Annotated in this window: 15 protein-coding genes; 5 read left to right on the plus strand and 10 right to left on the minus strand. The window is 72.8% G+C overall.

The features are described 5' to 3' along the window. Positions 1-4: 4 nt before the first annotated feature. Entirely contained in the window at positions 5-1,231 is a 1,227-nt protein-coding gene (locus tag ACFC3F_RS12480) for a protoporphyrinogen/coproporphyrinogen oxidase (protein ID WP_376130082.1), read from the minus strand. Further along, complete coding sequence (gene hemE, locus ACFC3F_RS12485) at positions 1,221-2,291, minus strand: uroporphyrinogen decarboxylase (protein WP_376130085.1); 1,071 nt, start codon at positions 2,289-2,291, stop codon at positions 1,221-1,223. The genes ACFC3F_RS12480 and hemE overlap by 11 nt, the downstream gene beginning before the upstream one ends. A 38-nt stretch (positions 2,292-2,329) precedes the next feature. Here hemE and ACFC3F_RS12490 point away from each other — a divergent pair, with 38 nt between their 5' ends. Further along, positions 2,330-3,562: a glutamyl-tRNA reductase gene (locus tag ACFC3F_RS12490; RefSeq protein ID WP_376130088.1), complete on the plus strand. Its 1,233-nt coding sequence runs from the start codon at positions 2,330-2,332 to the stop codon at positions 3,560-3,562. 92 nt (positions 3,563-3,654) lie between these two features. On the opposite strand, the gene ACFC3F_RS12495 is transcribed toward ACFC3F_RS12490, so the two are convergent. The 3 genes from ACFC3F_RS12495 to ACFC3F_RS12505 form a co-directional block, all read right to left on the minus strand. Beyond that, positions 3,655-6,237 carry a hypothetical protein gene (locus ACFC3F_RS12495; protein ID WP_376130091.1) on the minus strand — a complete coding sequence of 861 codons (2,583 nt, stop codon included), beginning with the start codon at positions 6,235-6,237 and terminating at the stop codon, positions 3,655-3,657. A 141-nt stretch (positions 6,238-6,378) separates the two neighbouring features. After that, positions 6,379-8,214, minus strand: coding sequence for a thioredoxin domain-containing protein (locus ACFC3F_RS12500; RefSeq protein WP_376130094.1), 1,836 nt, complete (start codon positions 8,212-8,214; stop codon positions 6,379-6,381). Between the two features lie 18 nt (positions 8,215-8,232). After that, complete coding sequence (locus tag ACFC3F_RS12505) at positions 8,233-9,120, minus strand: aldo/keto reductase (RefSeq protein ID WP_376130096.1); 888 nt, start codon at positions 9,118-9,120, stop codon at positions 8,233-8,235. Positions 9,121-9,287: 167 nt separating this feature from the next. On the opposite strand from ACFC3F_RS12505, the gene hrpA reads away from it, so the two are divergent. The 4 genes from hrpA to ACFC3F_RS12525 all read left to right on the plus strand — a co-directional run bounded on the left by hrpA (position 9,288) and on the right by ACFC3F_RS12525 (position 16,326). Further along, positions 9,288-13,340 carry an ATP-dependent RNA helicase HrpA gene (hrpA, locus tag ACFC3F_RS12510; RefSeq protein ID WP_376130099.1) on the plus strand — a complete coding sequence of 1,351 codons (4,053 nt, stop codon included), beginning with the start codon at positions 9,288-9,290 and terminating at the stop codon, positions 13,338-13,340. Positions 13,341-13,369: 29 nt separating this feature from the next. Continuing rightward, positions 13,370-14,311, plus strand: coding sequence for a zinc-binding alcohol dehydrogenase family protein (locus ACFC3F_RS12515; RefSeq protein ID WP_376130102.1), 942 nt, complete (start codon positions 13,370-13,372; stop codon positions 14,309-14,311). Positions 14,312-14,482: 171 nt separating this feature from the next. After that, complete coding sequence (locus tag ACFC3F_RS12520) at positions 14,483-15,466, plus strand: Gfo/Idh/MocA family protein (RefSeq protein ID WP_376130104.1); 984 nt, start codon at positions 14,483-14,485, stop codon at positions 15,464-15,466. Positions 15,467-15,468: 2 nt separating this feature from the next. Then, on the plus strand, positions 15,469-16,326 hold the full coding sequence (locus tag ACFC3F_RS12525; protein ID WP_376130107.1) for an NYN domain-containing protein: 858 nt from the start codon (positions 15,469-15,471) through the stop codon (positions 16,324-16,326). A gap of 6 nt (positions 16,327-16,332) precedes the next feature. Here ACFC3F_RS12525 and ACFC3F_RS12530 read toward each other — a convergent pair whose 3' ends face one another. The 5 genes from ACFC3F_RS12530 to ACFC3F_RS12550 all read right to left on the minus strand — a co-directional run bounded on the left by ACFC3F_RS12530 (position 16,333) and on the right by ACFC3F_RS12550 (position 20,728). After that, positions 16,333-17,022 (minus strand): NAD-dependent deacylase, encoded by a 690-nt coding sequence (locus ACFC3F_RS12530; RefSeq protein ID WP_376130110.1) that lies wholly within the window; start codon positions 17,020-17,022, stop codon positions 16,333-16,335. Next, positions 17,019-18,548, minus strand: a complete 1,530-nt coding sequence (locus ACFC3F_RS12535) for an ATP-dependent DNA ligase (protein ID WP_376130113.1) — start codon at positions 18,546-18,548, stop codon at positions 17,019-17,021. Before ACFC3F_RS12535 ends, ACFC3F_RS12530 begins: the two co-directional genes overlap by 4 nt. Before the next feature lie 154 nt (positions 18,549-18,702). Then, positions 18,703-19,095: a hypothetical protein gene (locus ACFC3F_RS12540; protein ID WP_376130121.1), complete on the minus strand. Its 393-nt coding sequence runs from the start codon at positions 19,093-19,095 to the stop codon at positions 18,703-18,705. Further along, positions 19,095-19,859, minus strand: coding sequence for an LLM class flavin-dependent oxidoreductase (locus ACFC3F_RS12545; protein WP_376130116.1), 765 nt, complete (start codon positions 19,857-19,859; stop codon positions 19,095-19,097). The genes ACFC3F_RS12540 and ACFC3F_RS12545 overlap by 1 nt, the downstream gene beginning before the upstream one ends. Further along, the gene (locus ACFC3F_RS12550) at positions 19,856-20,728 is read right to left on the minus strand and encodes an LLM class flavin-dependent oxidoreductase (protein WP_376130119.1); all 873 of its coding nucleotides are present in this window, start codon (positions 20,726-20,728) and stop codon (positions 19,856-19,858) included. The genes ACFC3F_RS12545 and ACFC3F_RS12550 overlap by 4 nt, the downstream gene beginning before the upstream one ends. Positions 20,729-20,778: the final 50 nt, after the last annotated feature.

Here is a 20,778-nt window from a genome sequence, read left to right on the forward strand (position 1 = left end):
CCCGTCACGTCGACGTCGTCATCGCCGCGGCCGTCCGCTCGGCGTGCGCGACGACGCCGGCAAGGCCCGTGCCGGCGACGCCCTCTCCCACCGAGACGATGTCGTCGCGGTACGGCTGCACGCCGCGTTCCCAGGCCTGCACGGCAGCATCCGTCACCGTCTGGACCGGCGCGCCGAGCAGCTTCTGCGCGTCGGCGACGGCGCACGCGACAGCGTCGCCGGCGAGGTCTCCGTCATAGGACAGCCGCACGGCGTGCCGAGCTCCGAGCGCGTCGGCTGCCCACCTCCACTTCGCGGTGATGTGGGTCAGGGCCCGTGCCCCCACACCCGGCGCGTCGGCGGCCACGAGCAGTCCCGTGCCGCGCGGTGCGGCATCCCAGGCCGGAGCGTCCACGACGAGCGTGACGAGCGTGAGTCGCCGCCGCTGACCGGGTGCCGAGAAGGCGCGCACGGCGGTGCCGTCGAGGCGTTCCCCGTCGACGACGACGCCACGGGCATCGAGCGCGGTGACGTCGACGCCCGTGCGCACGTCGACGCCGAGCCGGTCCGCGTCGGCGGCGAGGGCCGTGACGAGGCGGTGCATCCCGCCGCGCAGGCCCCCGACCTGCGTGCCGGCCGGCGCCTGAGCGCGCAGCGCCTGCACGGCCGCCGCGAGCGATCCGCGGGCCGCGAGCTCGGCGCGCAGCCGGGGCGACACCGCATCGACGGGCAGGGCGTCGGGCTCCCTCGAGTGCACGCCGCGCACGACGGGGGCGACGAGCCCGTCGACGACGCGGGACCCCATGCGGGCACGCACGAGCGCGCCGAGGGATGCCGCATCCCGGCCGATCCGCGCGGGCAGGGCCCGATCGAGCGCAGCCCGCCAGGCCCCGAGTCGTCCGATCGCGCGGACGACGTCGTGCGCGAGCGGTGTGCCCGGAATGCCCAGCACGCCGGCGACCGGCAGCGGCACGGCGGTCCCGTCGGCGCGGTGCAGCCACGCGGGCGCGGGAGTGGGCGACACGACCTCGAGGCCGAGCTCGCCGGCCAGCGCCGCGACGGCACCGCCGCGCGTCGCGAACGATTCGGCGGCGGCGTCCAGTATCACTCCGGCGAGCGGCAGCGGCTGCACCTGCCCGCCGAGCCGGTCGGCGCGCTCCAGCAGCACGACGTTCCGGCCCGCGAGGGCCAGACGGCGCGCGGCGACGAGGCCCGCGACGCCGCCCCCGACGACGATGACGTCAGAGCTCATGCACCAGGTCGACGATGCGCGTCAGCACGGTGGGGTCGGTCTCGGGCGGCACGCCGTGGCCGAGGTTGACGATGTGCGCCGGAGCCGCCGAGCCGCGCTCGACGACGTCGCGCACGTGACGCTCCACGATCTTCCAGGGCGCCGTGAGCAGGGCGGGGTCGATGTTGCCCTGCAGCGGCATCGTGCCGCCCAGGCGCCGGTTCGCGACGTCGAGCGGCAGGCGCCAGTCGATGCCGATGACGTCGGCTCCGACCGCCGGCGTCGCGTCGAGTGCCTCCGAGAGACCGAGGCCGAAGTGGATGCGCGGCACGTCGAGCCCGCGCAGCCAGTCCATCGTGCGGCGCGAATGCGGCATCGCGCGGCGCACGTAGTCGTCGCGCGAGAGCGACCCCGCCCACGAGTCGAAGAGCTGCACGACGCTCGCCCCGGCGAGCACCTGTGCGCGCAGGAAGGCCCCCGTCACATCGGCGCACCAGTTCAGCAGCGTCGCCCACGTGTGCGGGTCGCTGCGCATGAGCGCGCGCGTGCGCAGCTGGTCCTTCGACGGTCCGCCCTCGATGAGGTAGCTCGCGACGGTGTACGGCGCTCCGCCGAAGCCGATGAGCGGGGTCTCGCCGAGCTCGGCGACCGTGCGCGCGACGGCCTCCGAGATCGGCGCGAGCGCGTCGGGTTCGAGCGGACGCAGCGCCAGGACATCGGATGCGGAGCGCACGGGGTTCGCGATCACGGGGCCGCGTCCGGGCACGATGCTGACGTCGACGCCGGCGAGCAGGACGGGAACGACGATGTCGCTGAAGAAGACGGCGGCGTCGACGCCGTGGCGCCGGACGGGCTGCAGCGTGATCTCGGAGGCGAGCGCCGGAGTGAGGCACGACTGGAGCATCTCGGTGCCGGCCCGCAGCTCGCGGTACTCCGGCAGCGAGCGGCCCGCCTGACGCATGAACCACACCGGCAGGGTCTCGGGCCGGTCGCCGCGTGCGGCGCGGACGAGCCGGGCCTCGCTCGTCCTGCCGTCGCGCAGGGGGTGGGTGTCGGGAAGGACTGTCACATCGGAGAGCACACAGCCAGGCTACGACCTCGCGCCGTTACAATCTCCGGGTGCTGTTCTGTCTGACGGCGAATCACCGCAACACCGAGTTCGAGGTCCTGGACCGCATCTCGCGTGTCGCCGAGGCGACCGCCGCCGACCTCACCGACGCGCACGACTTCGTGCGCGGAGCGGTCGTGCTCGCGACGTGCAACCGGTTCGAGACGTATCTCGAGATTGACGAGCCCCTCACGGGCGCCGTCGCCGTCGCGCGCGAGGCCGTGCTCGATCAGCTGGCGCTGCCCGACGCCGACATCTCCGCGCTGCGTGCGTCGGCGGTGACCGTCGCGGGCGACGACGTCGTGCGCCACCTCTTCTCGGTGAGCTCGGGCTTGGAGTCGATGGTCGTCGGCGAAGGCGAGATCAGCGGTCAGGTGCAGCGCGCGCTCGCGGCCGCACGCCGCGGCGGCACGGCGAGTCCGGCCCTCGAGCGCGTCTTCCAGCGTGCCGCGCACGCGACCCGCGCCGTCCGCGCGCGGGCCGATGTCGCCGCGGGCGGCCGCTCCCTCGCCCGGCTCGCGCTCGAACTGGCCGACACGCGCGTGTCCGATTGGCAGAGCACGCCGGTCCTCATCGTCGGCACCGGCCAGTACGCCGCGACGACGATCGCCGCCCTGCGTGCCCGCGGAGCCGCCGACGTTCGCGTGTATTCCGCGACCGGTCGCGCCGAGCAGTTCGCCGCACGCTACGGCATCCGCGCCGAGCACGATCTGCGCACGGCGATCGGCGGCGCCCGCATCGTCCTCACCTGCACGACGCGCTACACGGTCGTCGCCGACGACGTGCCCACGGGCGCCCCGCGCCTCATCATCGACCTCGGCCTGCCGCGCAACGTCGATGCCGCCGTCACCGACCTCGACGGGGTCGAACTGCTCGACCTCGAGCTGCTGGGCCGGCACGCCGCGCTTCCCGAACTCGGCGCGGGTGCGCACGAGATCGTCGGGTCGGCAGCGGCCGCCTTCACGGCCGAAGCGGCGGCGGCTCCCGCCGTCGTCGCGGTGCGCTCGCACATCCAGGCCGCCCTCGACGACGAGCTCGCCCGGGTCGCCGCCCGGGGCGGCGACCCCGCCACCGAGGCGGCGCTGCGTCACCTCGCCGGGGTCATCTCGCACACCCCGTCGGTGCGCGCCCGCGAGTACGCCGAACAAGGACGCCTCGACGAGTACGAGCGCGCGCTCGGGATCGTCTTCGGCATCGACGTGCCCGCCCAGGCCCGATGCCCGCGCGGGCTCGAAGCGATCTGACCGTCGTCGCACCGGCATCCCACCGGCACCAGGCGAGCACCGACAACACACCGGCGCCCCCGACGGAGAGTCGAGGGCGCCGGTGTGACGTGTCACGCGGCGGTGGACCTCCGGACACGGATCAGAAGGATCGTCGCCCCGGCCAGCAGCGCCAGGCCCGCGAGCCCCGCGACCCACGGCGTGCCGAGCGAACCGGTGAGCGGCAGCTCTCCGCGCACGAGGGTCACCTCATCCTCCTCACCGCACGCGCCCTTCGCCAGCACGACGGGTCCGTCGGCGCCTTCGGGCGTGTGCTGCAGGGTCGCGACCCAGAGCTGGCGTCCTTCCTTGCTCGCCGTGAGGGCGGGCGAGGCGAAGACGCCCGAGCCGACGATCGAGGTGCGACCCGTGTCGACGAGGGTCTCGGCCGTGCAGGTCGGCGCCTGATTGTGCGCGTTGTGGAACACCTCGAAGACGATCTCGGCCGCCACGTCGTCGCCGAGTCCCTCGACGAACGCCTCGTCGCGGTAGGTGTCGCCGATCCCGACCGACGGCGTCGCCTGCGTGCGCAGCGACGGCTCGCTCACGACCGTCGTCTCGTGCGCCAGGCCGCACTCGCCCTCATCGAGCACGATCGGGTCGTCCTCGGCGTCCGCACGCCACCACAGGTACTCGACGCTGTAGTGCGTGCCCGCTTCGGTGACACGGATGCCGGGCGAGGTGTACTCCCCCGCCTGCGTGATGACGATGGGCCGGTTGCTCGTGTCCCCCACGAGGGAATCCGCCGTGCAGGACTCGATCGGGGCGACCCCGTCGACAGCGCGGTACAGCTCGAACGTGACGTACGTCTCACCGTCGGCCGGCACCAGTCCGTCGACGATCGCGACATCGTGCACGAGACCGGCGTAGCCGATCGTCTCGGGCGCGAGCGAGCCGATCGTCGGCACGGGGGCCGAGGTCATCTCGCTCTCGATGCCGCACTCGCTGACCATGATCTCCCGTCCCTCGACGTCGTCGGCGCGGTGCTGCCACGCGTAGTCGCCGAACGCCGGCACGACCGGTGCCGTGAACGTGTAGCGTCCGACGGCGTCGATGTGCAGCGTCTCGCTCTGCCAGACGAGGTTCGCCGCCTCGCACGCGCCGAATGCCTCGACATCTTCGGGAACGCGGTACAGCGCCGTCGAGATCTCGGCACCGCCGGCGGGCAGCACGTCGGCGACGATGACGGTGTCCAGGGCCGTGCCGCCCTTCTGCGCCGTCGGCTGCGCCTGCGACGTGATGTTCGGCACCATCGTCATCTGGGTCTTCTCTCCGAACAGCTCGTGCCGCTCGTAGGTCGGCCCGTGCTGCAGGTAGGCGATCGTCTGCGCGGACTGGTCGGCACCGACGATGCTCCACACCGCGGTGTAGTGGCCCGGACCGGGCAGCTCCCACTCCGACTCGACGCGATACGGCTGCGACGGGCCGATCGCGGGGTCGGTCACGACCGTGAGACCGCCCACATCCACCGCGTCTTCGGGGATCGCCGTCGTGGGCGAGGTGGGCTGAGTGGACGTCTTGTAGACGCGGGCCGTCGCCGTGATGGTGGCGAACGCGCCGCCCGCCAGGCGCGGCCACTCGTTGAGCGACGTGCCGAAGGTGACGTGGTCGACGAACGTGCCACCGGGTGCGTAGACCTGCTCGACCTGCGTCGTGATGTGCGGCGCGAAGATCACCGTGCGACCGACCGTGTCGCTGCCGGTGACGCGGAATGTTCCCGCGCCGCCGGGGCCGACGGCGGCCTGCTGGCCCGGCGTCGTCCACAGGTGCAGCGCCGGGGCGTATCCCGACCCGAAGGTGCCCGAGCCCGAGATCCGGTACGCGGCGCCGTCGTGCGTCGGCGGAACGCCGCGCACGGGGTAGGCGACGCCCTGCCGCATGCCGGCGAGCGAGCCGCTGCCGGTCGAGACGAAGGTGCCGTTCGTGAGCGAGACTGTTCCCGTCGCCGACGTTCCCACCATCGTGACCGTACCGGCGTAGTTGTTGGCGGCGTCGGTCGTGAAGACGAGGGTGCCCGAGCCGTTCACGGCCCCGGCGGTGACGTTCGCGACGGCCGCGAGCAGCTGCTGCGCACGGGCTTGGATCGCGCCGACGGTCGCCGAGCCGACGAGTCCGACGAGCTTGTAGTTGATGTACCCGTTGAGGTCGTGCGTGCCGTTCCAGCCGCTGGAGCTGTAGGTCGCACCCGGGTTCGCGAGGTGCTTGACGACGAACGAGACCGCCGAGGCGTTCACGTTGTCCCAGCTCTGCCCGTACTGCGTGACGATCGTGTTGATCTTCGCCGCGGCGTCGCCGCTGATGGTCGCCGCCCCGAACGGGCTGTCCGAGATGATCGATGAGTGGATGCCGGCGGAGCTCGTCGCCCCGGTGGGGTTGGCGGCGCCGGGCACGATGCAGTAGATGAGGCTCCCGTCGGGGGCGACGAAAGCGCCCTCCCAGCCGATCTGGCTGCTCGGCCACGTGCCGAAGCCGGGCCCCTGTGAGGCCGCCGACGCGCTCTGCACGCCGACGACCGCGCCGGTCGCGACGATCGCCGTCGCGAGGATGGTCGCGACCAGCCGCACGGCTCGGCGCGTGAACGTGCGCCGTGCACGCAGCATCCGCCGGGTGACGGTCGTGACGTCGGCTCGATCGCGAGCCGCTTTCCGGATGGACATGATTCTTCCCTTCGTTCGTTTCAGAACGACGGTAGGAATCCGTTCCGGCGCGAGCTCGCGAGCGAGCCCTCATGCCGTGCCGCAGCGGTGATTGTGCGTGCTCGGTGGCCGGATTGCCGTGCTCCGATCAGGCACCGAGGCTCAGCCGGCGCGCAGCCGGGCGGGGTCGGTCGTGGGAAGGCGGCACGCGAAATCGCGGCAGTCGTAGGCGGTCGCGCGGTCGTCGACCGCGGCCTTGTCGGCGAACAGTGCGAACCCCGCGCGCGCCCAGGCGGCGGCCTGTTCGGCGGTGACGACCGCGACGACGTCGGCGTCGAGGCCGTGCGCGGCGCGCGCGAGCGGGTCGCCCGCGTCGCCGATGACGACGACCTGTCGCGGCGGTCCCGCGAGAAGCGCCGCCACCCGCAGGAGTGCGCCGTGCGCGAGCGGCTGGGCGAGCGCGGCGGCGGTGTGACGGGCGATCAGCCGCTCGGCGGCGAGCCGCGACGCGTCGCCGGCGCCGAGCAGCCAGAGCTGCGTGGCCGCGTCGGCGAGCGCAGCCACGCCCGAAGGCTCGTCGCCGTCCGATGCCGCGTCCGGGGCGCCGACACCCTGCGCCGCGAGGACGGGATCACCGCCGCCGGGGACCGTCGCCTCGTCGCCGACGAGACACGCCTCGACGAGCCCACGGGCCCGCACGGCCGCGGCCGGGTCACCCGTCGCGACGGCGAGTGCGACCAGGCCGGTCGCGAGCTGGCCGTAGTCGGCGAGCGTCGCGACCGCCTGGGACGGGATCTCGTCGAGTGACGCCCGCACGAGCGTTCCGTCGGGGCGGGTGTTCGCGCCGAGCACGGCATCCGCCGCCCACGCGGCCGCCGAGATCCACTCGTGCTCGCCGAAGCGGGCGCCGGCGCGGGCGAGGGCGCCGATCGCGAGGCCGTTCCATCCCGTCACGATCTTGCCGTCGACCAGCGGCGGCTCGAGGCCCGCGCGGTCGTCGCGCCGGTAGTACCCGCCTTCGCTGCGAGCACCGTCGATCCACGATTCGGAGTCCTGCGCCGCGCCGAACCCTCCCGACGGCTGCTGCAGCACGCCCGTGAGGAAGGCGACGATGCCCCGCGCCGTGCGCTCGTCGCCGGTGTCGCGGGCGATGTCGAGCAGCAGTGCGTTGTCGGTCAGCATCCGCTCGTAGTGCGGCACGGTCCAATCGCGCCGGGTGGCGTACCGGAAGAAGCCGCCCTCGACCGGGTCGCGCAGCGGTGAATCCGCCATGGTCCGAAGCGCCCGGTGCGCGACGGCGGCCGCCGCGGGCTCGGTCGTGCGCACGAGCCGGCTGAGCAGGAAGCCCAGCCCCGTCGCGACGGGGAATTTGGGTGCTCCCGCGTCGCCGCTCCAGAATCCGGCGTGCTCGGGGTCCTCCCGCGTCGCGAGGGCGCGCGCCGCGGCGCGCAGCCCTGCGGCATCGGGAAGCGCGCCGGTGCGGTCGTGGGCGTTCGCCCGGACGTCGGAGAGAGCGTCGAGGATCGCCTCGGCCGTGCCGTCGACCTGACCACGACGCTCCGTCCACGCTTCTCGCACGGCCGCGAGCACCTGACGGAACGCGGGCAGGCCGCCGCGCGGCTCGGGCGGGAAGTAGGTCCCGGCGAAGAACGGGCGCCCCTCGGGCGTCGTGAAGACCGTGAGCGGCCAGCCGAGGCTCGGGGTGAACGCCGCCGCGGCGGCCATGTATGCGGCGTCGACTTCGGGATGCTCCTCCCTGTCGACCTTGATCGCGACGAACCCCGCGTCGAGGTCGGCCGCGGTGGCGGCATCCGCGAAGGACTCCCGTGCCATGACGTGGCACCAATGACAGGTCGAGTAGCCGATCGACACGAGAACGGGCACGTCGCGCCGTCGCGCCTCAGAGAACGCCGCCTCTCCCCACGCGTGCCACGCGACCGGGTTGTCGGCGTGGGCACGCAGATAGGGGCTCGTCGAGAGCGAGAGGCGCTCGTTCATGTCAGGGCCCGGGTGTGGTCAATTCAGGTCGTTCGGGTGGGTTCCGACGCGACCCGTGCCGTCACCCGGGTCGAGCGCGTCGATCGCCGCCATCTGGGCGTCGGAGAGGGCGAAGTCGAAGATCCGGAAGTTCTCGCGCAGCCGGTCGGGGTTGACCGACTTCGGAAAGACGATGTTCCCCTTCTGGATGTGCCAGCGCAGCACGACCTGCGCGGGCGTGCGCCCGTGCGCCGCGGCGGCGTCGTGCACGGCAGGAGTGCCGAACAGGTCGTACTTGCCCTGTCCGAGCGGGCCCCACGCCTCGATGCGGATGCCCCGCTCGGCGCACCACGCGACGACATCGCGCTGCTGGTAGGCGGGATGCAGCTCGATCTGGTTGACGGCGGGCAGCTTCTGCGTCGCGTCGACGACGCGCTCGAGGTGCTCGACGAGGAAGTTCGACACGCCGATCGAGCGCACGGGTCCCGTGTCGCCGAGGGCCGCGAGCTTCGTCCAGGCGTTCACGAACTGGTCATTGGCGGGCGCGGGCCAGTGCACGAGATACAGGTCGACATAGTCGAGGCCCAGCTTCGCGAGGCTCTCGTCGAGCGCGGCGCGCGGGTCGTCGCCGGCCTGCCGGTCGTTCCACAGCTTCGTCGTGATGAACAGCTCGTCGCGCGGGATGCCGCTCCGCGCGATCGCGGCTCCGACGCCCTCTTCGTTGCGGTAGATCGCGGCGGTGTCGATGTGGCGATATCCGAGCGACAGCGCCTCGGTGACGACCTTCTCGGTCTCCGCGGGCGGCACCTTGAAGACGCCGTAGCCGAACTGCGGGATGTCGTGCCCCGAGTTGAGCGCGATGCGCGGCACGTCGGCGAGGTGCTCCGCCGTGACATCGGCGCGGTGATCTGCGTGGTGGTCTGCCATGCGAACAGCCTACGACCGGGGTGCGCCCGGCCGCCGTGCGATCTGCAGGATCCGGTGCCACAGATCTCGCCCGGAAGCCCCGTGGCAGCACTCCCGGGAACCCGTCCTCCTGCGGATCGCCCGCGTACGCCCGCCGAAGCGGCCCGCGGCAGATACGATCGAGGGCTGTGTCCGCGCCAGAACCTGTCATCTCGTACCCGCCGGAGCTGCCCGTCAGCGCCGCGCGGGACGACATCGCGCGCGCCATCCGCGACCATCAGGTCGTCATCGTCGCCGGCGCGACGGGATCGGGAAAGACGACGCAGCTGCCGAAGATCTGCCTCGAGCTGGGTCGCACGCGCATCGCGCACACGCAGCCGCGCCGGATCGCGGCGCGCACGATCGCCGAGCGCGTGGCCGAAGAGCTCCAGGTGCCGCTGGGCACGACGGTGGGCTACAAGGTGCGCTTCACCGACAAGGTCACCGACGACACCCGCGTCGCCGTCATGACCGACGGCATCCTGCTCAACGAGATCCACCGCGACCGGCTGCTGCGCCGCTACGACACGATCATCATCGACGAGGCGCACGAGCGCTCGCTCAACGTCGACTTCCTGATCGGGTACCTCACGCGCATCCTGCCGAAGCGCCCCGACCTCAAGGTCGTCATCACGAGCGCGACGATCGACCCCGAGAGCTTCGCGAGGCACTTCGCGGGCCCTTCGACAGGCTCAGGAACCGGCACAGGCTCGGGAACCGCTGCTCGGCCTGCGCCCGTCATCGAGGTGTCGGGACGCACGCACCCCGTCGAGATCCGCTACCGCGCGCCCTCCGACGCGGATGCCGGCGCCGAGCGCGACGACGTCGACGGCATCACGGCCGCCCTGCGGGAGCTCGACCGGGAACCCGCCGGCGACGTTCTGGTCTTCCTGCCGGGCGAGGCCGAGATCCGCGATGCGATGGATGCCGTCCGCGGCATGTATGCGAAGGATGCCGCGCCGACCGAGGTCCTGCCGCTCTACGGGCGCCTCTCGGCAGCCGAGCAGCACCGCGTCTTCGAGCGATCGCGCGTCGCGGGCGTGCGGCGTCGCGTCATCCTGGCGACGAACGTCGCCGAGACGAGCCTCACGGTTCCGGGCATCCGTTACGTCATCGACACGGGGACCGCCCGCATCTCGCGGTACAGCAACCGCACGAAGATCCAGCAGCTGCCGATCGAGCCGATCTCGCAGGCGTCGGCCCAGCAGCGCTCGGGTCGCGCCGGGCGCACGGCGCCGGGCATCGCGATCCGGCTCTACTCCGAAGACGACTTCGCGACGCGCGACGAGTTCACCGAGCCCGAGATCCTGCGCACGAGCCTCGCGTCGGTCATCCTGCAGATGCTCGCCCTCGGGTTCGGCGACATCGAGCGGTTCCCCTTCCTCACCCCGCCCGACTCGCGCGGGGTGAAGGCGGCCGTCGACCTGCTCACGGAGCTGGGGGCGGTCGACCCTTCGGCAAGCTCAGGGACCGGTGGCCGCTCCGGGACCGGGGGGCGTACGGAGACCGGGGGGCGTGCAGGGACCGGTGGACGTGCAGGGACCGGTGGACGTGCAGGGACCGGGGGGCGTACGGAGACCGGGCGGCTCACCGAGATCGGGCGCGAGCTCGCTCGGCTGCCGATCGATCCCCGATTCGCCCGCATGATCGTCGAGTCCCGCCGGACCGGCGTCCTGCCCGACGTCCTCGCGATCGTCGCGGGACTGTCGATCCCCGACGTCCGCGAGCGACCGGAGGAACGCCGCGAAGAGGCCGACCGCCTGCACGCCCGGTTCACCGATCCGACGAGCGACTTCATCTCACTGCTCAACCTGTGGAACCACCTGCTCGACAAGCAGCGCGAATTGGGCTCGAGTGCCTTCCGGCGCATGTGCCGCGCCGAGCACCTGAACTACGTGCGCGTACGCGAATGGGTGGATGTGCACCGGCAGCTCACAGCCCTGCTCGGCCGGTCGAAGCGCGACCGCGCCTCGGCGAGCGATGCATCCTCCGCCGGTGATGCGGATGCCCTGCACAAGGCCATCCTCTCCGGACTGCTCTCGCACATCGGCATCCTCGACGAACGCGCGACGGGCCGGAACGACGCCGGATCGAAGGGCGCGAAGGGCAAGAGCCTCGCTCCGGCGACCTATCTCGGCGCGCGCGGAACGCGGTTCTCGATCTTCCCGGGGTCGGGCCTCAAGAAGAAGCGACCCGGCGCCGTCATGGCCGGCGAGCTCGTCGAGACGAGCCGACTGTTCGCCCGCACCGTCGCGGCGATCGACCCCGCGTGGGCCGAGCCGCTGGCGGGCGACCTCGCGAAGCGGCAGCTGAGCGAACCGCACTGGTCGAAGGCATCGGGCGCGGCATCCGCCTACGAGAAGGTGACGCTCTTCGGCGTCGAGATCATCCCCCGTCGCCGCGTGCAGCTCGCCCGGTTCGACCGTCCCCTCGCGCGCGAGTTGTTCGTGCGCCACGCGCTCGTCGAAGGCGAGTGGGATTCGTCGCACATCGACAAGCGGCTGACGGCGTTCGAGCGGCGCAATCTCGAGCTGCGCCGGCGGCTCGAGAAGATCGAGGAGCGCGAGCGCCGCCGCGACATCCTCGTGGGCGACGAGGCCGTCTACCGCTTCTACGACGCGCGCATCCCCCGCGATGTGTTCGACGCGCGCTCATTCGAGGCCTGGTGGCGGGATGCCGCGACCACGACGCCGCGCCTGCTCGACATGGCCGAGGCCGATCTCATCGACGACGCGTCCCGCGGCGACGAACGCGACTTCCCCGCGCGCTGGCGCCAGGGCGATCAGGTGCTCTCGCTCGCCTACCGTTTCGAGCCGGGTGCGCCCGACGACGGCGTCACGGTGATCGTTCCCCTCGCGCTTCTCGCGCAGCTGCGGCCCGACGGCTTCGACTGGCAGGTGCCGGGCCTGCGCGACGAGCTGGTCACGGCGCTGCTGCGCGCGCTCCCGAAGACGATCCGGCGCCACGTCGTGCCCGCCGCCGACTGGGCCGCTCGCTTCGCCGAAGAGCTCCCGGGCCTCGGCCCCGAGGCGCACGACGGGCTGCCCCCGACCTCGCTTCTCGACGCGCTCGCGACGCGCATCCAGCGGGTCGCGAATCAGCCCGTCACCGCCGCCGATTTCGACCTGGAGCGGGTGCCGTCGCATCTGCTCGTGTCGTTCCGCGCCGTCGACGAGCGCGGGCGCCCGGCCGGATCGGCGCGAGACCTGGGCGACCTGCAGCGGCAGCTCTCCGACCGCGCGCGCACGGCCGTCTCCCGTTCGCTGACGCCGAGGAAGGACACGAGGGCTCCTGGCCCGGCCGCCCCGCCGACCGCGGCCGCCTCCCCCGGCGTCACGGAGCGCTCCGGCATCACCGACTGGGACGTCGGCGACCTGGCCGACGTCGTCGACACGAAGGTCGCCGGCGGTGTTGTGCGGGGCTATCCCGCGCTCGTCGACGAGGGGGCGAGCGTCGCGCTGCGCATCGAGGCGACCCCCGAGGCTGCGGCCGCCGCGACGCGCGCGGGCGTGCGCCGGCTCGTGCTGCTGACGGCGCCCTCCCCCGCGGCCTATGTGCTGGAGCACCTCACCTCGGCCGAGAAGCTCGCGCTCGCGGCATCCCCCTATCCGTCGGCGAAGGCGCTCATCGAGGATGCGCGCGTCGCGCTGGCCGATGCCGTCATCGCGCGCACCGTGCCGGGCGGCGTCGTACGCACGCGGGCCGCGTTCGAGACCGTGCGCGATGCGTTCTCGCGGGTCGTCGTCGACGAGCTCTTCCAGGCGGTGTCGCTCGTCGCCCGCATCCTGACGGCCGTGCGCGAGGTCGAGCGCGCCGTGCGCGAGCAGAACTCGCTGACCCTCCTCGCAGCGCTCAACGACGTCAAGGCGCAGCTTGCCGGACTCGTCTTCCCCGGCTTCGTCGCGCGCACGGGTCTCGACCGCCTGGGACACCTCCCGCGCTACGTACGCGGCGCCCTCGAGCGCGTCAGGAGCCTCGCCGACAGCCCGGGGCGCGACCGTCAGCGGCAGAACGAGTTCGAACGCGCCGCCGCGCTGTATGCCGAAGCGGGCGGCACGATTCCGCCCGCCCCCGACGAGGCCGCCTCGCTCACGCGCGTGCGCTGGCTGCTGGAGGAGTATCGCGTGAGCCTCTTCGCCCAGGCGCTCGGCACAGCGGAGCAGGTCTCGCTCCAGCGCATCCAGAAGGCGCTGCGGGAATAGCGGGTCGCGGCGGGCGGGTTGTCCCGGGCATGGCACACGCGATCGTCTACACCGAGTTCGGCGGACCCGAGGTCCTGCATCAGATCGACATCGACGCGCCCGCCCCCGGGCCGGGCGATGTGACGGTGCGGGTCGAGGCCGCGGGCATCAACCCGATCGATGCGAAGCTGCGGTCGGGACGGCGCGCGTCGGCGCCGCTCGACGGACCGCGGCGCGTCGGTGCCGACGGCGCCGGGGTCGTGACGGCGGTGGGTACCGACGTCGATGGCCTGCGCGTGGGCGACGCCGTCGTCTTCTCGGGCGTCTCGGGCGCCTACGCCACCGAGATCACCGTCCCCGCCGCCCGCGTCGTACCGCGGCCCGGCTCGGTGAGCGCCGAGCTCGGGGCCGCCCTCGGCATTCCGGCCGGAACGGCCTACCAGTCGGTGCGCTCGCTCGCGGTCGGCCCGCGCGACACGCTGCTCGTGCACGGCGGCTCCGGCTCGGTGGGCCAATCGGCGATCCAGTTCGCCGTGCTCGCCGGCGCGACCGTCGTGGCGACGTCGTCCGAGCGCCGTTTCGACCGCGTGCGCGCGCTCGGCGCGCTCCCCGTCGCGTACGGCGACGGACTCGTCGAGCGCATCCGCGCCGTGGCCCCGGACGGGATCACGGTCGCCCTCGACGCCGCCGGCACCGACGAGGCGCTGCACGCGTCGCTCGAACTCGTCGCCGACCGCGAACGCATCGCGACGATCGTTCGAGGGGCGGATGCCGCGGGCCTGGGCATCCGCGCATTCTCGGGCGGCAGCCCCCAAGCCCTCACACCGCAGCAGCAGGCGTGGCGTGCCGAGGCCGTGCCCGTCGCACTCGCCCTGCTCGCCGCGGATCGCTTCTCGGTCGAGCTGGGCCCGTCGTTCCCGCTGCGCGATGCCGCCGACGCCCAGCGCGCCGTCGAGGCCGGCACCGACGGCAAGGTGACGCTCCGGCCGTGACTCCCTCGACCTCGGGCCCGCAACCCCGCCCCGCGTCGACCGCACCCCGCAACGCCGCCCCGCATTGACCGCGAGACTGCAACGGCGCGCCGAGACTGCGGGTGATACCCACGGTTTCGGCGCCCCGTTGCAGTCTCGCGGGTTGGGGGTGGGGGTCGGTACGCTCGACAGATGACTGCACTGCGCTGGGGCATCCTGGGGCCCGGCGGCATCGCCCGCGCGTTCGCCCGCGATCTGCACACGGCCGACCTCGACCTCGTCGCTGTCGGGTCGCGCCGGCTCGACAACGCCCGCGCGTTCGCCGACGAGTTGGGGGTTCCGCGCGCGCACGGGTCGTACGATGCGCTCGTCGCCGATCCCGACGTCGACATCGTCTACATCGCGACGCCGCATCCCTTCCATGCGGAACAGGCGATCCTCGCGCTCGAAGCGGGCAAGCACGTGCTGGTCGAGAAGCCCTTCACGATCAATGCCGCCGAAGCCGCCCGCGTGCGCGACACCGCCCGCTCCATGGGACTGCTCGCCATGGAAGCGATGTGGACCCGCTACCTGCCGCATATGGCTCGCATCCGCGAGCTGCTCGCCGAGGGCGCCGTCGGCACGGTCCGCGCACTCACGGCCGACCACACGCAGCGCATCAGCTCCGACCCGGCCCATCGCCTCAACGCCCTCGAGCTCGGCGGTGGCGCCCTGCTCGACCTCGGGATCTACCCGGTCTCGTTCGCGTGGGATGTCCTCGGCGCACCCGCGACGATCGCCGCATCGGCGACCCTCGGCCCGACCGGCGCCGACGCCGAGATCGCGACGATCTTCACCTACCCTTCGGGAGCGATCGCGACGACACTGTCGGCGGCGCACTCGGCGGGGCCGAACACGGCGCACATCATCGGCACGGATGCCCGTATCGAGATCGACCCCGTCTGGTACAGGCCGACGTCGTTCCGTCTCCTGGGCCCCGACGGCGCTGTGCTCGAGGCGTTCGCGTCGCAGGTCGAGGGCGGGGGCATGCAGTACCAGGCTCTCGCGGCGGAGCGCTTCATCGCGCAGGGCATGACCGACAGCGACGTCCTGCCGATCGACGAGACCGTCGAGATCATGGCGAGCCTCGACGCCGTCCGTGAGATCATCGGTCTTCACTACCCCGGAGAGAACTGAACATGCCAGACCTGCTCCAGCCGCGCGTGGCCGTCTACCTCGACTTCGACAACATCGTGATGTCCTGGTACGACCGCGTGCACGGCCGCAACGCCTATTCGCGTGACCGCCAGCGCATCGCCGAAGACGCCTCGGCGCCCGAGACCGCAGAACGACTCGCTGCGGCGCGCATCGACGTCGGCGCGATCATCGACTACGCGGCATCCTTCGGGACACTCGTGCTCACGCGGGCGTACGCCGACTGGTCGGCCCCCGTCAACGCCGAGTACCGCTCGCAGCTCGTCGCTCGCGCGGTCGACCTGGTGCAGCTGTTCCCCGCCGCGGCATATGCCAAGAACGGCGCCGACATCCGCCTCGCGGTCGACACGGTCGAGGACATGTTCCGCCTGCCCGACCTGACGCACGTCGTCATCGTCGCCGGTGACTCCGACTACGTGCCGCTCGCCCAGCGCTGCAAGCGGCTCGGACGGTTCGTCGTCGGCGTCGGCGTGGCCGGATCGACCGCGAAGTCGCTCGCCGCCGCGTGCGACCAGTTCGACGCCTACGACGCCCTTCCGGGCGTGACGCCGCCCGCGACCGGCAAATCCGACGGCACGACCCGCCGCTCCCGCCAGAAGGCGAAGGACCCGGGCGCCGATCTGCTCGAACGGGCGCTGCGCCTCGAGAACGACAAAGACGACGACAAGTGGCAGCACGCGTCCGAGGTCAAGAGCCTCATCAAGCGCCTCGACCCCGCGTTCAGCGAGAAGGCGGTCGGACACAAGAGCTTCACCGACTTCGTCAAGGCCCACCCGACCGTCGCCGAGGTCGACGAGTCGTCGAACATCGTGCTCATCCGCCTGGCCGGGGATCGTCGCTAGTCGCGCTCAGCCGCCCACCTCGGCGACCCAGGCCGGGACCAGCTCGGTCGCCCGGCCCGTGCGGGCCTCGTCGAACGCCGCGGAGCCGTCACCGGGCTCGAGGTTGAGTTCGAGAGTGCGGGCGCCGGAGGCCGACGCGAGCGCGACATATCCGGCGGCCGGGTAGACCGAGCCCGACGTGCCGATCGAGACGAACAGGTCGCATGCCGTGACCGCGCGCTCGATGCGATCGAGCCCGTACGGCATTTCACCGAACCAGACGACATCGGGGCGCAGCATCCGCTCTGCGCATTCGGGGCACGGCGGCCGGTCGCTCAGATCCGCCATCCAGACCGGACGCGCGCCGCACGCGCGACACCGTGCCCGCACGAGCTCGCCGTGCATGTGCACGAGGTTCCGGGTTCCGGCCCGCTCGTGCAGGTCGTCGACATTCTGCGTCACGACGAGCAGCTCATCGCCGAGGCGCGATTCGAGCGCCGCGAGCGCGCGGTGTGCGGCGTTGGGCTCAGCCGCCAGCGCTGCCCGACGACGCGCATCGTAGAAGCGCAGCACGGTGTCGGGGTCGCGCGCGAACCCCTCGGGTGTCGCGACGTCGTCGACGTCGTACCCCTCCCACAGCCCGCCGGTGTCGCGGAAGGTCCGCAATCCGCTCTCGGCCGACACTCCGGCACCGGTCAGCGCGACGATGCGGGTCATGGCAGCAGCCCACGCAGCACGTCGATCGTGTCGGCGTCGGCGGCCGTCTTGTCGAGCCGGTACCCCTTGACCCGCGCGAACCGCAGCGCGACACCGCCGGGATACCGCGTGGAGCGCTGCACGCCGTCGATCGCGATCTCGACAACGGTCTCGGGGCGCACGAAGACGGTGTGCGCCGTGCGGCGGGTCTCGATCGACGGGAAGTGCTCGGTCTGCCAGCGCAGCAGCTGGTCGGTGAGCCCCTTGAAGGTCTTGCCGACCATGACGAACCCGCCGGGGTCACCGAACTCCCCGGCGGGATCGCGGGCGCCGAGGTGCAGGTTCGACAGCATGCCGGTGCGGCGACCCGAGCCGGCCTCGACGCCGAGGACGACGAGATCGAACGTCAGCACGGGCTTGACCTTGATCCAGGTGCGTCCGCGGCGCCCCGCCGTGTACGGCGAATCGACGGCCTTCACGACGACGCCCTCGTGGTGCGCAGCGAGGGCGTCGTCGGCGAACGCATCGGCCGCGGCGGGATCGGCGGTCACGATGCCGGGCACCTGCCACGCTCCCGCGATCCGCTCGAGCTCGCGGCGTCGTACCTCGAGCGGCTCGTCGATCAGGTCGCGCCCGTCGACGTGCAGCAGGTCGAAGAACCAGGGGCGCAGCGCGATCGCCGCGGCATCCGTGGTCTCGGAGCCGAAGCGCGCCATCGTGTCCTGGAAGGCCCGGGGACCGCCGTCTTCGTCGAGCGACAGCGTCTCGCCGTCGAGGATGAGCTGCTGCGCGGGCAGGCTGCGCACGACCTCGACGATCTCGGGCAGGCGGTGCGTCACATCGGCGAGGGTGCGCGTGAACACGCGCACGTCGTCACCGTCACGGTGCACCTGGATCCGCGCGCCGTCGAGCTTGAACTCGACCGAAGCGGCGCCGCCCAGGGTGGTGATCGCCTCGCCCGCCGTCGGCGCCGTCCCCGCGAGCATCGGCAGCACGGGACGCCCCACGACGAGACCGACCGCGTCGAGCGCGTCGGCCTGCTCGGTGAGTGCGATCCGCGCCGTCTCACCCAGATCACCCGACAGCATCGCGGCGCGGCGCACGGCGGCGACGGGACGCCCCGCCGCTTTCGCGACGGCGTCGACGAGCACCCCCTCGAGCGCGCCGGTGCGCAGCTCGCCGAGGATGACACGGGCGAGGAAGTCCCACTCCGTCGCGGTCGTGCGCGCGGCGAGCGATTCGAGGGTCGCCCGGCGCACCGCGGCAGAACCCGGCCCCTCGGCGCGTGCGAGAGCTGTCAGCGCGGCATCGACATCCGCGAGAGTGAGGGCGGGCTCGGCGGCGTGCACGACGTCGACCGCCGACAGGCTGCGCCAGCCGATCCCGAGCCGGCCCTGCCGGGGCTTGGCGACGAGGTAGCCGATCGCGATCGGAATCTCGGCCGCGTCGAGGCCGGCCAGCACGTCGGCAAGCGCGGCGACCTTGGCCAGACGCGACGACGTCGCGGCGGCGGCATCCGTCGCGCTCACGAGCCGGAACAGGAGCATTCCCGCATTCTGCCACCGGCGGCGGACACGGTATCGGCCGCCGAGCCCGACCCCCGTGCGCCCGACGAGCTCCGTCGACACGCGCACCGGACTCGCCATGAGACGACCGCGCGGCCCGCCGCCCTGCGGTCACACGCGGGCGCCGGCCGGAAGCTCACCGCCGAGCGGACCTCGTGCTCCACAGCGCCCACACCACGAGCACGGGCTGAAGCAGCAGGCGGAGGAACCGCGCCCGATCGGTGCGCAGCAGGGGCGCTGAGCGCCCCGTCCGCCACTGGTGCACGTTGCCGGGGAACACCGCGACGAAGAACGCCGCGACGATCGCACCGATGCGGGCACGTTCGCGCGGAAGCACGACCAGCGCCCCGCCGAGCGCGATCTCGACGACACCCGAGGCGACGACGATCGTGTCCTTGTCGGTGCGCAGCAGCTCGGTCGCCCACTCCGGAACGACGATGCGGTACCCGCGGCGCCCCCATGTGAGATGCGAGACGCCCGCGGCGACCAGAAGCACAGCGAGCGCCCCGCGTGCCGCGCTGCGCCAGATCACCGCACGGCCGATCGCACGTCATCGATGAACCGCACGTATTCGTCGGCCGTGTCACCGGCCGTCATGACGCGCAGCACGAGCTCGTCGGCGGCATCGCGATACCGAGGGATGCTGCCCGCCAGCGCCGTCGGTTCGATCGTCGTGTCGCGGGCGCCGATGCCGACCCGGTCGAAGTGCGAGCGGTAGACCGCATAGCCCGCGTAGGTGTCGGCCTCGGCGCGCAGCCGCCCGACCGCGGCCGGATCCGACGCCGCGCGCACATAGAGCGCGACGTGGGTGTCCGGGGCGCCGTCGTGAGCTTCGGCGCTCTGCGCCCGCGCGAGCTCCGGTGTCAGCCAGCTCAGCAGCAGACCATCGGATGCCGCGGCCCCGCGCCGTCGCATGCGCGGGCCGAGTGCACCGACGACGATGCGCGCCGACGTGCCGGCGCGCAGTTCGGCGACGGCGTCCCGCACGCGATCGACGGCGCCCGTGCGCGCCTGGCCCGAGCCGATGCCGAGCACGAGCCGGTCCTGCGGCAGCCCCGCCGCGCGCTCGAGGATCTCGCGGGGCGAGCGGCGATCGACGGGCAGCACTCCCGTGGCCAGCACGAGGCGGTCGGTCGCCTCGGCGGCTGCGGCGAGCACCGCGAGCGCATCATGGCCGGCCGTGTCGTTGACCCACAGGGCGCGCAATCCCGCGTGCTCGGCGGCGCGCGCCGTCGCAGCGGCGACGGCCGGGCCGGCCGCTGCGGCGATCCCGATCGACAGCGCGCCGGTCACGGCGTCGTCCCGACGCTGCGCGCGACGTCTCCGGCGTGCGCGTAGAAGCCCGCGAGGTCGGTCTCGCCGCCCGCGGGCAGCAGGATGACCGCGTCGACTCCCGCCGCGAAGAACTTTCGCGCGCCTTCCGCGACGTCGTCGGCAGAGCCCCACAGGACACGACCCTCCGCGGCACGATCGGGGAACTCGGCGCGAGCGCGGTCCTCGGAGCCGTTGCCGAAGGCGGCGTGCACGTACGCCGCGATCTCGTGATCGCCCGCGCGTCCCGAGGCTGCGCGCCCCTCGTGCACGGCCGCGATCCGCACCGCGAGCTCGTCGGGTGTGAAGCCGCCGACCAGCACGGTCCCGTCCGCGACCTCGCCGCTCAGCCGCAGGGTCTTGGGCCCCTCTGCGGCGGCGTAGACGGGCGGCGGCGTCGCGGGTGGCCAGTCCAGATGCACGGCGTCGAGCGCGACGTAGCGGCCCGACACCGAGACCTCGTCACCGGCGACGAGTGCGCGCACCGCCGAGACGTATTCACGCATGAGGGTGAGGGGCGACGCGACACGAGCGCCGACCTGTCCCATCCAGTCCAGCACCCCGTGCCCGAGTCCCGGCAGGAACCGCCCGGGGAACATCCGCTCGATCGTCGCGATCTCCATCGCCGTGAGGGCAGCATTCCGCAGCGGCATGGGGGCGATGCCGAGTCCGACCGTGAGCTTCTCGGTCCAGGCGAGGGCGGCGGCCGCCGTCGTGAAGCCCGTCTCGCGGAAGCAGTCCTCCCACACCCACAGTTCGGGGAGCCCTGCCGTCTCGGCTGCCTCGACCGCCGCGCGAAGCGCTTCGGGAGGATTCTGGTACGGACTGAAGATCGCGCCGATGCGTGCCATGCACCCACTCTGACATCCCTCGTCGACACCCGCGCCGATCGGTGTCGACG

The organism is Microbacterium sp. NPDC055910, assembly GCF_042271185.1.
In the GTDB taxonomy this organism is placed as follows: domain Bacteria; phylum Actinomycetota; class Actinomycetes; order Actinomycetales; family Microbacteriaceae; genus Microbacterium.